The 13109-nt window shown below is 59.5% G+C and carries 7 protein-coding genes; 5 read left to right on the top strand and 2 right to left on the bottom strand.

The features are described 5' to 3' along the window. Nucleotides 1-3: 3 nt before the first annotated feature. Nucleotides 4-4833, bottom strand: a complete 4830-nt coding sequence (locus BFW87_RS01760; protein WP_078738289.1) for an NEL-type E3 ubiquitin ligase domain-containing protein — start codon at nt 4831-4833, stop codon at nt 4-6. Between the two features lie 309 nt (nt 4834-5142). Here BFW87_RS01760 and BFW87_RS01765 point away from each other — a divergent pair, with 309 nt between their 5' ends. From BFW87_RS01765 to BFW87_RS01780, 4 genes are all read left to right on the top strand, one after another. Then, entirely contained in the window at nt 5143-6915 is a 1773-nt protein-coding gene (locus tag BFW87_RS01765) for an N-acetylglutaminylglutamine amidotransferase (RefSeq protein ID WP_078738283.1), read from the top strand. 3 nt (nt 6916-6918) lie between these two features. Then, complete coding sequence (ngg, locus tag BFW87_RS01770; RefSeq protein ID WP_078738284.1) at nt 6919-8664, top strand: N-acetylglutaminylglutamine synthetase; 1746 nt, start codon at nt 6919-6921, stop codon at nt 8662-8664. 84 nt (nt 8665-8748) lie between these two features. Then, nucleotides 8749-9933, top strand: a complete 1185-nt coding sequence (locus BFW87_RS01775) for an osmoprotectant NAGGN system M42 family peptidase (protein ID WP_078738285.1) — start codon at nt 8749-8751, stop codon at nt 9931-9933. Between the two features lie 69 nt (nt 9934-10002). Then, entirely contained in the window at nt 10003-10230 is a 228-nt protein-coding gene (locus BFW87_RS01780) for a YheU family protein (protein WP_064453367.1), read from the top strand. A 6-nt stretch (nt 10231-10236) separates the two neighbouring features. Here BFW87_RS01780 and csrA read toward each other — a convergent pair whose 3' ends face one another. Beyond that, a complete protein-coding gene (gene csrA / locus BFW87_RS01785; protein WP_078738286.1) occupies nt 10237-10428 on the bottom strand; it encodes a carbon storage regulator CsrA in 192 nt (63 codons plus the stop codon). A 917-nt stretch (nt 10429-11345) separates the two neighbouring features. Between csrA and BFW87_RS01790 the strand changes: the two genes are divergently transcribed. After that, nucleotides 11346-12308, top strand: a complete 963-nt coding sequence (locus tag BFW87_RS01790; protein WP_078738287.1) for a hypothetical protein — start codon at nt 11346-11348, stop codon at nt 12306-12308. The last annotated feature ends 801 nt before the right edge of the window (nt 12309-13109 follow it).

The following is a 13109-nucleotide window of genomic DNA, read 5'->3' on the forward strand; positions in this document are numbered from 1 at the left end:
AACTCAACACATCGGCAGTTCGTCCAGGCGTATCTGCGCCTCGGTCAGCCGATCAATTTCAGGGGTTTGGGCCAACGCCTGCTCGTCCCTGATGGCATTGCTCTGCTTGATAAAATCGCCTTCAAGGAGCGGTGGGTCCAGCTCGCAAAGCGCCTCCAAACGACGATAAAACGGCGCATTGAGTGCCTCAAACTCACTGGCGTGGTTGCGTTTCAAATACTCAATCCAGAAACGCAGCTTGCCGATGTACTTCAACAACTCGGGCGAGAGCTCGGCGGTCTTTACTGCTTTTTCGGCGCGGGTCAGATCCCCCGTCGTCACTTCGGCTAACGCTTCCAGCTTCAAGTGTTTGGGTTGTCCGGGCAGATCCAGGCTTTGCGCCAGGCGTGTGCGAAAAGCCAGACTCACTTGCAAAGGGTCCGCCTCTGGATGCTCCGCGCTGTGACGCCGGGCAAACGCCTCGACCTGATCAAGGCGAAACAGGCGCTTGGCGAGTCTGAGCAACGGTTTGGCGGTCAGGCGGCGCTCTTTGACACCGCGCGTGGCCTCGTTGATTTCGACCAGTACTTCAAGGTTGCTGAAGTTGACCGCAGCCGCATCGTCGCAATTGATCGGTGTGGCCGACCACTGAAAAACCCGCTCACGCAGCTTGGCATCGGACGCCGCGGCATTCAGCACGCGCCAGACGCGCCGGTGCAGGTCCTCGCGAACAATCGAGGCATCGGAAGTACTCTCAAGTTCGGCCAAGAGATTGAACAACCCATCACTGCCAGGCTCGTTTTTCAGCCCCCGCCAAGCCAAGTCTTTTTCGGCGTACCCCGCTACGCCCTCATCGGTCAGCCAGATTTCACGCGCTTTTTGCTCCGACAGTCGGGAGACGTCGTTTTCCAGAAACCCCATCCCCACACCTGAACGCCGCCGATACACCCGCAAATCTATCTGGCTGGACGCCGATAAAGGGTTGTTGCGCAGGTTAAGCGCCTGCGCAGCGCGTCGAGGCAGCATCAGCACCCAGTCGGGTAATTCCCTGATTTCGTTGCTCCGCAAATCAAGGTATTCCAGATGCGGCAGGCGTTGCACGCCGTCGGGGAAATCGCTCAAGCGACAATCGCGCAGGATCAACTCACGCAGCGCCAGCTGCTGAGTGACATCAGGTGGGTCGAGTAGTGGATTGCCCGCCAAGTTAAGGCTTTTCAAAGTGCGCAACCCCGCGAGTTGCTTGCGCGCAACCTCGGTCAGTTGCAAGCGATTCCTGGCCAGGTTCAGTTGCTCCAGCGCTGGCATCTGGGACAGCGCTTCGGGCAGGCTCGACAGGTGGTTATCGGCAAGCTCAATGCAGCGCACGCCTTTGAAGTGCTCAAGGAAAGTGCTCACGTCTTCGCTCAGTTGCATGTTGCGCAATGACAGCTGTTGCACGTGATCAAACCTCACCTGCTGGGGCAATACCGGCAGGCCACCCAAAACCATGCCATCGAGCTGCAGGCCGGGCACCTCCACATGCTCATCATTGTGCAAAGTGAACAGCCCACGCCAGCAACGCTCAATGGCCTGCCTGGCCTGGGTGCGGCTCAAGCGCCAATCCCACAGTGGGGACGCACCGGCCGGGTGTGCCTTGCGATCGCTGCTCCAGCGCTTCAGGGCCTGTTGCAGCGACTTGAACTGCTGCTTCAAGGCCTCGACCGCCTTGGCCCGGCTCAGGTGATCCACACCGGCATCCTGCAACAGGCTCGACACTTGAGTTTTGGTCAACGAGGGATAGAGTTTTTCGACTTTTCGTACGAGAGCCGGAGGGAATTCAGTGGGCTTCGCCAGGGCGACCACCTGCGCTCGCAGGCAGCTTGAAGGCTCGTCCAGTGCAACCTTGCGCTCCGGCCACAGGTAACGCGCAACGCGGTCACGCTCATCCTGAGATTTGAAGCGCAACTGGCTGCGCAAACGGTCCACCGGTTTTTCACCCGTCAGGTTCATCGCGCGTTGCTGCGCCGGCGACAGGCAATCCACCACCGATTGCAGCAACGCGTCCGGCCCGCTGACCCGAGTGTTCAGGTCGGCGCCCTGCGCATTGAATGCCTGGAAACCCTGAGCGCTACGCACGATCGTACGGCGCGTGGACGCGGTGGGTGGGCCGACTTGCTCCAGCAGCGTGCCGGTTACACTGTTCTCGCGTACTTGCAGCAAAAAATCCTGCGGCCAATTGGACAAGTGGCCGAGCAGGCCGACGGTGACTCGACGCGTCGCGGCTCCGGCCAGCGGGGGCCAGTACAGCCCCATCAGCGCCTGATCTTCTGCCATGGCGTCGAGCATCTCGCGGCTACGCTGTGCCAGGGCCAGCGGCACGCGGCCGGTCCTGCGCAGATAGCGGCGGTCCAGGCTACTGGCGCTGGAGAGCAGCTCCCAGGCAACCCGGCGGGGCAACGTTGGAAAGCGCGTGCACAATAGCACCAACTCGCCACGAGCGGCACCGTTGTAGTCCTCGTATAACCTGCGATAAAGCGCACGGTGCTGATCGTTGACCGTCGCCAGCAGCCGACGTTTGAGCACCGCCTGGGCATTGTCGGGCGCGGCGATTTCACCGAGCAGGGGGCCGCGTTCTTCGTCCGTTAACGCCGCCAGCAACGTCTCCATCACCTCACCGTCCCGAAGCTGCTGCTCAGTGATATGAATGCTCTGGTCTTCATAGTCAAAAGGGGTCAGGTCCGGATGGCTTTCCAGCAGGTTGCCCTCCCTGTCGAGCACCTCGAAGAACCGGCCCTCGGGCCAACCGGGCATCAACGGCAATGCGAGCATCTGGGTGCGCGCAGTCTGCGGTTGCAGCGCCGCGCCCTGCCCCAGCCCATCAGCCAGATCGAGTATTTTCCGGTGTTGCCTGAATCGCGCCAGCGCATCCTGGAAGCGCTCCGACAACGGTTCACTCTCCGATGCCATACGTTGCAGCTCAGCCAGGTCGGTGTGGTTGAGCGCCGCCAGACTCTGCAAGGCGTCAGAGGGCACGTCGGCCAAGGCCGGATCAACCCGGCGCAGGTTATAGAGCGGATCGTTCCACTCCTGCGGACGTTCGAAAATATGCTGCCACCCGCCTTGAAAGTTATGCTGCAGTGGCGGGCGATACGCCTCGTGGCGTTCGGGGTGGTTGAGGCGCCATTGGCCGATTCCCGGGTCATAGCCTATCGAATAGAGATTACGGTCGATCTGGATATGCGACATCCCGTTCGATTGATGTATTCCACGGGCGTTGTAAACCCAGGGTTCGTCCAGCTCAGCCGCCTGCCGATAAGACCCCAGGCGCGGTCGCCATAATCTGGGTCGATGGTCTCGCAGGCTGACCGCTTCGACCTTGTCAAAAAATGCAGCGGGCGAAGTAAGGCTGCGCTTGAGTGAGCCGACCACGCGCCCTCCGGCTGCAAACAGCACCATCCCGGCCACGTTTTCCGCTACCGCGACCAAATGCTTGAGCGCTTCAGCGTTGTCGCCATGGCTCCAGTCTTCCACGCCGTCAAACACCTCCCCAAGCAGTTGGCCGATGGCAACGCCCATCATCAACTGGCCCAGCCCCGGCACGATAAACCCCGCAACATTCAAGATATCCAGGCCGTCATTGAGGTAATCCAGCCAGCGCTGTTGGCGCGCGTCTTCATCCATCTGAGCCTTCGGCACCGCCAGGACTTGTGCATCAAGCTGGACTTTGCCGACGCAGGCACGGAAGAAAAAATCACTGAAATTGCTGGGTACCGGCACCGCCACCAACGGCCCGAGCGCGTGATGCTCATCAAAGTGTTTGAAAAAATCGAGACGCTCGGATTCGTCCAGATAGCCCTTGAAAAACTCGCGATAGGTCGCGACTTGCAACTTCAACGTGAGGTACTGCTTGAACCCTTCCAGATTCGGGTATTCGAACCAGGGCCGCTTGGGCTCATTGGGCATGTAGACCACAAGGTTCTCGGCCTCCAGCTCGCCCGGCGTGTCCCGCGAAAACACCAATACGCTCCACAGGCATGCTTCATCAATATTCAAACCCTGCCAGATCAGCGATTTCTCCTGCGGCGCCGATTCGACAATACGGTTCGCCGGCAGGTTGGCATGGATCAATTTGAGCAGCCGGGCATGCGTCGCCTGGCTGATATGTTTTTTGGCCAGGGCGATGTGCAGGTCAATCAGCATGTCAGCCTTTTTGCCAAGACCAATGTCGAGCGCCGCCTGGTTATAACTCAGGCCCATCGGGGTCTCACCCGGCGCCGGCAAACTGAACACGTCCCGCACATGGGCCTGGTAAGCGCTGCCCAAATCCAATTCACGGCAGTAGCCGACAAATTGTTGTGCCGTGATATCAGGCGCGACCCGCTCATGCTCCCCATGACGAATGACGCTCTTTTCCGGTAGACCACCCGGTTGCGCCTCGGCCGCAGAAAAGCCCTGCATGGCGGCGTGCACCAGGCTGTGCTTTTCCAGGGCAGCCGTCTCGATCAGAATATCCGTGACGTAGGGTGCAACACTGACGGGGTCACGCCGCGGCCGCTCCAGAAAGTCACGGCGTACATCCAGCTCGGGATGCCCTTTACGCGCAAGGTATTCGCGCAATTTACCGGTGCAAAACCGGTCCAGGGGTTGCAATTGTCTCAAGCGTTGCTTGAGTCTGTGGCGCGGGTTTTCACTGTCGCCATGGGCCTGTTCCAGCGCCGCAAGGCAATGCGCGGGCGCGTTTACCATCCAGTGCGGCAGCGTCTGGTGCAACACCCGCGCTTTGTCCAGATCGCCAGTCATGTCCAGCAAAGCGCCGTCCAGTTCATCGTCCGTTACCGGCGCGGTGAGTTGATACAAGTTTGATGTTTCGGTCATCGCAGCCATCCCTAATGCATTCAATGATGACCCGATACCCTAAGCCTGCCCGGCGTAAAATCAGATTCAAAATGCAGGGTGATCAACGCCTCATAGCGTGCGAATTTTGCATTGATTCAAGGCAGAAATACCGCCACGTGCATGCAGCCTGCACCGCGTCGATGGCGGCGCGGATGGGTTTGCGGCAATGTGCCTTATAACTTATCGGTCTAAAACTCCACGCATAGCACTGGGTCAGTTTCTGGGTACGCGCCCTCAGGGCGTATTGAGTATTGACCCCTCCCCAACGGAAAAACCGGTAAGGAATTTATGTGCGGATTAGCTGGCGAGTTACGTTTCGATGCCCAACCTGCCGACCTGGCAGCCATTGAGCGCATCACCCATCACCTGGCCCCTCGTGGCCCCGACGCCTGGGGTTTCCATGCCCAAGGGCCGATTGCCCTGGGCCATCGGCGCCTGAAAATCATGGACCTGTCGGACGGCTCAGCCCAACCGATGGTCGATTCGCAGCTGGGCCTGAGCCTGGCGTTCAACGGTGCGATCTATAACTTCCCGGAACTGCGAGTAGAACTGGAAGCCTTGGGCTACGCCTTCTATTCCGGCGGCGACACCGAGGTGTTGCTCAAGGGCTATCACGCCTGGGGCGAAGCCTTGCTGCCCAAGCTCAACGGCATGTTCGCGTTTGCGATTTGGGAACGCGACGCCCAGCGCCTGTTTATCGCCCGCGACCGCCTCGGTGTGAAGCCGCTGTACCTGTCGCGCACCGGCCAGCGTTTGCGCTTTGCCTCAGCGTTGCCGGCGCTGCTCAAGGGCGGCGATATCAACCCGATCCTCGACCCGGTCGCGCTTAACCATTACCTGAACTTTCATGCCGTGGTGCCTGCACCGCGCACCTTGCTGGCGGGCATCGAAAAACTGCCACCGGCGAGCTGGATGCGCATCGATGCCAGCGGCAAGACCGAACAGAAAGTCTGGTGGACCCTGCCCTACGGCCCACGGGACGATGAGAAAAACCTGAGCCTGGAAGACTGGACCGACCGCGTGCTCGACAGTACCCGCGAAGCCGTGGCCATCCGCCAACGCGCCGCCGTGGATGTGGGCGTGTTGCTCTCCGGCGGCGTCGATTCGAGCATGCTCGTCGGCTTGCTGCGCGAAGTCGGCGTACAGGACTTGTCGACTTTCTCCATCGGCTTTGAAGATGCGGGTGGCGAGGCCGGCAACGAGTTCCAGTACTCGGACCTGATCGCCAAGCACTACGGCACGCGTCACCACCAGTTGCGCATCGCCGAAAGCGAGATCATCGAACAACTGCCCGCAGCGTTCCGCGCCATGAGCGAGCCGATGGTCAGCCATGACTGCATCGCCTTCTACCTGCTGTCGCGGGAAGTGGCCAAGCATTGCAAAGTGGTGCAGAGCGGCCAGGGCGCGGATGAACTGTTCGCCGGTTACCACTGGTACCCGCAGGTGGACGGCGCGAGCGACCCTTACGCAGCGTACCGCGATGCGTTTTTCGACCGCAGCTACGACGATTACGCCGCCACCGTCGCGCCGAAATGGCTGACGGCCAATGACGCCGCCGGTGACTTTGTGCGTGAGCACTTTGCGATGCCGGGCGCTGACGCCGCCGTTGACAAGGCCCTGCGCCTGGACAGCACGGTGATGCTGGTGGACGACCCGGTCAAGCGCGTCGATAACATGACCATGGCCTGGGGCCTGGAAGCACGTACGCCATTTCTCGACTATCGCCTGGTGGAACTCTCGGCCCGTGTGCCGGGCAAGTTCAAGCTCCCCGATGGCGGCAAACAAGTCTTGAAAGAAGCCGCGCGCCGGGTGATTCCAAGCGAAGTCATCGACCGCAAAAAAGGCTACTTCCCGGTGCCGGGCCTTAAGCACTTGCAGGGCGACACGCTGAACTGGGTGCGCGAACTGCTGCTTGATCCAAGCCAGGATCGCGGCCTGTTCAACCCCGCCATGCTCGACCGCCTGCTCACCGACCCGCAAGGCCAACTGACGCCACTGCGCGGCTCCAAGCTGTGGCAACTGGCTGCGCTGAACCTGTGGCTCAGCGAACAAGGAATCTGATCCATGAAACCTCTTGCTGCGGCTTACAGCCAACGCCTGTTGAAGGGCCAGGCGCCGACCTACGAGCGCCTGCAAGCCCGCCTGGCTGAAGACGGCAGCCCGCTGGCTGCCGAGCCGATTGCCGTGCATTGCGGTTGGGGCCGGTTGCTGATCGGCCACACGTTTCCGGACCCGGCGAGCCTGGCCCAGGAACTGCTCAACGAAAAGGCTGGCGAGCGTGACATCGCGCTGTATGTGGCCGCGCCCCAGCAGATTTTGGGGATCGACCCGCAACAGTTATTCCTTGACCCGTCCGACACCTTGCGCCTGTGGTTCAGCGACTATCGCCCAGCCACCCGAGTGTTTCGTGGCTTTCGTATCCGCCGCGTGCAGACCGAGGCCGATTGGCAGGCAGTCAACCATCTGTATCAGGGCCGCGGCATGTTGCCGGTCGACGCCGAACGCCTGACTCCGCGCCATCAAGGTGGCCCGGTGTATTGGCTGGCGGAAGACGAAGACAGCGGCGCAGTGATCGGCAGCGTGATGGGCCTCAATCACCAGAAAGCCTTTCACGACCCGGAAAACGGTTGCAGCCTGTGGTGCCTGGCGGTCGACCCGCAATGCACCCGCCCAGGCGTCGGCGAAGTGCTGGTGCGCCACTTGGTGGAGCACTTCATGAGCCGGGGTTTGAGCTACCTGGACCTGTCGGTGCTGCACGATAACCGTCAGGCCAAGAATCTTTACGCCAAGCTCGGTTTTCGTGCGCTGACCACTTTTGCGATCAAACGCAAAAACGGCATCAACCAACCGCTGTTTCTCGGCCCGGGTCCGCAGGCGGGGTTTAACCCCTATGCGCGCATCATTGTCGAAGAGGCGCATCGACGCGGCATTGATGTGCAGGTCGACGACGCTGACGCAGGCCTGTTCACCCTCAGCCACGGGGGGCGCCGCGTGCGCTGCCGTGAATCCCTGAGCGACCTGACCAGCGCCATCAGCATGACCCTGTGCCAGGATAAAAGCCTGACCCACAAAGTGCTCAAAGCCGCTGGTTTGCAGCTACCGCAGCAACAACTGGCGGGCAGCGCTGATGACAACCTGGAGTTTCTCGACGCGCACCAACGCATCGTGGTCAAGCCGCTGGACGGCGAGCAAGGCCAGGGCGTGGCGGTGGATTTACAGACCATTGAGGAGGTGCAACACGCCATTGAAGCAGCGCGCCAATTCGACAGTCGCGTGCTGCTGGAAAGCTTCCACGAAGGCCTGGACCTGCGCATTCTGGTGATCGGTTTTGAAGTGGTCGCCGCTGCAATTCGTCGCCCTGCCGAAGTGACCGGCGACGGTCAGCACTCCATCGGCGCGTTGATCGAAGCCCAAAGCCGTCGCCGTCAGGCCGCGACCGATGGCGAAAGCAAAATCCCGCTGGACGCCGAAACCCAACGCACGCTGCACGCCGCCGGTCTTGACTACAGCAGCATCCTGCCGCGCGGCCAAACCCTGGCCGTGCGCCGTACCGCCAACCTGCACACGGGGGGTTGCCTGGAGGACGTCACCGCGATCCTGCACCCCACGCTGGTGGACGCCGCCGTACGCGCCGCGCGAGCACTGGACATTCCCATGGTCGGCCTGGACCTGATGGTGCCCGCCGCTGACCAGCCCGAATACGTGTTTATTGAAGCCAATGAGCGGGCGGGCCTGGCCAATCATGAACCGCAGCCCACTGCGGAGAAATTTGTGGATTTGTTGTTTCCCCACAGTCAGCCAAACACCTGACACCACGATCGTTCCCACGCTCTGCGTGGGAATGCCTCACTGGACGCTCCGCGTCTGCCTTTGATCCGACCTCCAGGAGTCTTTATGAGCCGAACCATCCCCGAACCGGATCTGAACTACCTGCAAAAAGTCCTGCTGGAAATGCTCGCCATTCCCAGCCCCACCGGGTTCACCGACACCATCGTGCGTTACGTCGCCGAGCGCCTCGAAGAACTCGGTATCCCCTTCGAAATGACGCGGCGCGGGACCATTCGCGCCACCCTCAAGGGCCAGAAAAACAGCCCCGACCGCGCGGTGTCTGCGCACCTGGACACCATCGGCGCCGCCGTGCGCGCTATCAAGGACAACGGCCGCCTGAGCCTGGCACCGGTGGGCTGCTGGTCCAGCCGATTTGCCGAAGGCAGTCGCGTCAGCCTGTTTACTGACAATGGCGTGATCCGCGGCAGCGTTTTGCCATTGATGGCCTCCGGGCACGCGTTCAACACCGCTGTGGATGAAATGCCGGTGAGCTGGGACCACGTGGAACTGCGCCTCGACGCCTACTGCGCCACTCGCTCCGATTGTGATTCGCTGGGCATCAGCATCGGTGACTACGTGGCCTTCGACCCCCTGCCCGAATTCACCGAAAGCGGGCACATCAGCGCCCGTCACCTGGACGACAAAGCCGGCGTTGCCGCCCTGCTCGCCGCACTCAAGGCCATCATCGACAGCGGCGAGCCGTTGCTGATCGACTGCCACCCGCTGTTTACCATCACCGAAGAGACCGGCAGTGGCGCGGCAGCCGCCTTGCCTTGGGACGTCAGCGAATTCGTGGGTATCGACATCGCCCCGGTCGCCCCCGGCCAGCACTCCAGCGAGCACGCAGTGAGCGTGGCGATGCAGGATTCCGGCGGGCCGTATGATTATCATCTGTCCCGCCACCTGCTGCGCCTGGCCTCTGAAAACGAGCTGCCGGTGCGTCGTGACCTGTTCCGTTATTACTTCAGCGATGCCCATTCTGCGGTGACCGCCGGCCACGATATCCGCACCGCCTTGCTGGCGTTCGGCTGCGATGCGACCCACGGCTACGAACGTACCCACATCGACAGCCTCGCGGCGCTGAGCCGCCTGCTCGGCGCGTACATCCTCAGCCCGCCGGTGTTCGCCAGCGATGCGCAACCGGCCCAGGGTTCACTGGACCGGTTCAGCCATCAGATCGAGCACGAAACGCAGATGGAGAGCGACACCCGCGTGCCGTCGGTGGACAGCCTGGTCGGTCAGAAGTCCTGATATTGGCAACTGCTGGTAACAAGGGGCCCGGCGCAGTAGCATCGCCGGGACCCAACCCTTGAGGCTTGTATGCTGATTCCTTACGACGCACTTGAAGTCGACACCCTGACCCGGCTTATCGAAGACTTCGTCACCCGTGACGGCACCGACAATGGCGATGAAACGCCGCTGGAGACCCGCGTATTGCGCGTGCGCCAGGCTTTGACCAAAGGCCAGGCGCTGATCGTGTTCGACCCTGAAAGCGAGCAATGTCAGTTGATGCTCAAGCATGACGTGCCCAAGCATCTGTTTGACTGAGGCGATTTACGGATTGGTTTGCGGTTCTGTCGCCTGACGTTCACGGATCTTCTGATACACCTCGGCGCGGTGGACGTTGATGCCTAACGGGGCCTGGATGCCGAATTTCACTTGAGTACCGTTCAGTTCGAGGATGTGCAAGGCGATGTCATCGCCGATGGAGATGATTTCGCCTACGGCGCGGCTTAAGACCAGCATGGCGGTTGTCCTTTGGGAGTGGCAGGACCTTGAACATGCTCGCTTGGGTGGGACTGGGCAATGGCTTGCGGTTAAAACAGGCGGGGCCTACGGGGGCTGGTAATTTTGCTGACAGACTTGTGGTGGTTTGTGGGGGTGGGGGGGTGTATATCCATTATTTGGGTGATGGCTGAGATTGGTTCCGCCCTTACGGCGGGTCACTTTTGAAAAGAGCCCAAAAGTAACCAAAAGGCTCTTGCCCCAACACTCGGCACCTCGCTCACGCTCGGTGTGCCCGTAATCCGACATTGATTTGGGGGGCCGCCGCCACGCGCCATCCATGGCGCGGGGCGGCTAAACCGGCATCCCTGCCGGTTTACCCCCCAAATCAATGTCGAATTCCGGCCAGCGTGTTTAACGGGGCGCCTAAGATCAAGATCAAGATCAAAAGCAAGAGCACGGCGGCCTGACAGCCGACCTGAGTGGAAGCGCTCAAAACCTACGCCCTGATCGCCACAGGCGCATTTGGCTGCTTAGCACTCATGTAAGTGGCATCCCTCTGAGTACTCCGCATCGTCCATCCCGCCGCCCCAGCGGAGGACAAACATGGAAAACGCCTTCAATAAAACCAAACGAGAACGGATCAATTAATTCGCATTATATAAAATGGAGTACGGGCCATCGATTGTGGCTAAAAAACAGAACAGTTTGAGCTGAGGGAGCGCCAAGCAATTATTTGCTTGGCGCTTTTCTAAAAGTTAACCGCATCCCAGACTCATCCTGCCCCGATGCAAACCGCTCAGAGCCATTTTCTCTCAAGGTCAGACCAAGCTCGCCGAAAAGGAGATGTATGAATAGATCCAGTCCATTGGCTATCGATCTGACCAATATGGATCCACGACAACCCCACTTTGCCGGCCAACAAGGAGCGTTACCCTGTGCTAGACCTCATCTACATCATCGAAGAACAAGCAGCAGCCAAGCTCGCACTCCCAGGTGATCCTGAATACTCGCCAAACTTCACAATTCCTGGGCGCGAAAGCGCGCTGACACCTTCGATCAGCGCTATGGCGAATTTTGGTGCCATGTCTTTACTGCTGCCTAATCCGTTGATTATGTCCGCAGCGCTGCGCATTCCCAGCTTGTTTTCTTCACTAATGGGGGATTCAAAAAATGAGCACTCTGAAACACCGCAAACAGACCTCGCTGAAGCACAAATGCTGGCTGCCTACGTAAACGAGCACTCAATGTCCAGTAGCGAAGCAAAAAAACAAGGCTACCGTTTCCAGCCAGGTCACCCAGTCGTCGGCAAGGCATACCGAAAGCACCCCCTGAACGACTATCACAACGATGACAACGGTCAGCTCTACATTCCGAGCGACAGCTACGACGCAATCCTCCTGGAGGAACGTGAGTCAGAGCTGATCAAACTATTGGTTCATCTCGGTGCAACCAAAATCAGCATCACCAAAAAGGCGACAGACAAAACCCGTAGCACCCTTAACGCTGGGGCATCTGTTCAAGCCGGCCCTATCGGTGGTGGCGAGCTCAACTATAAAAGCGACACCCAACGCGACAACGACCAGCTCAATACACGTGAGTTTTCGTTGAGCGGGCGTCCTTGGCAAACAAACAGCAAAATCGACGCCAGACAATTCTTCTGGCTTTCTTACGAGCCTTCCTGGAAAGCCGTCGTATTCGCTCGCGAAGAAGGCGGTTGCCTCACCGCATCCTTGGAAATCAAAGAAAGCACGTCATTTTCCACAGACAAAGATCTCGAACTGTCCGTCAAGGTCAAATTGGCGGAGGGCGGCGCTCACCTCGGCATGTCAGAAGCCACCAATGAAGAAAAAACCTATTTCGTCAGGGCAGAATTTGCGCCAGTACAACAAAACGTTTGATCGGCGCACATCAATTTAGCGGGCGAACCCGCAGGTACCTTAATCAGACCTGCTGGTCGTTCTAAAAAATCAACCGAAACACAGCAACCTCAAAAACCAACCCTAATACGCATTAAAAGCCCCAACCACCAATCCCTCCAAAACTGCGCCCAACATCCCAACCCAAAGCGCAGCCCCGCCATGAAACCCCTCCACATCTTCAAACCCGGCACCCACACCGCATCCTGCGGCACCACCCTAAACTTCACCGACGCCGATGCAGGGCTCACGGTGCTTCCGGATAGCTTAGCGAATGGCGGCTGCTGGCATTGAGCCTCCAACCATATGCTGCATGTTCGCAATGGGGCATGCAGCATCGCGATGTAGTGGATATGGCCTTTTCCATGGTGGCCTTACCCCTCGACGATGCCCTGTTGTGTAAATGCCCAGATTGATCATAGATGCGCACACTCCAGTTCCGCGTCCCGGTGTGGATCAAAAGCGGTCTGGTGTGCCTGATGTACTGAGGTGTCTGCATCGCAGTTTAAGCCAGCTCCCACAGAGAAGCAGAGCTGCACTCGATCAAAATAATGAGATGGCTTGCTCGCGAATGCGGTGGGTCAGTTGATAGATTAATTGACTGATCCACCGCATTCGCGAGCAAGCCCGCTCCCACAGTTTGGATCTCCATTTGTCTGGGGGACCGCGGTCTGCTCTAGCAAAAACAGCGCTTTTGATTCAACCACTCAGGTCGGCTACTAGGCCGCCGTGCTCTTGCTTTTGATCTTGATTTTGATCTGAGGCGCCCCGTAAACCACGCTG

The sequence above is a fragment of the Pseudomonas fluorescens genome (assembly GCF_002022275.1).
GTDB lineage: Bacteria > Pseudomonadota > Gammaproteobacteria > Pseudomonadales > Pseudomonadaceae > Aquipseudomonas > Aquipseudomonas fluorescens_AJ.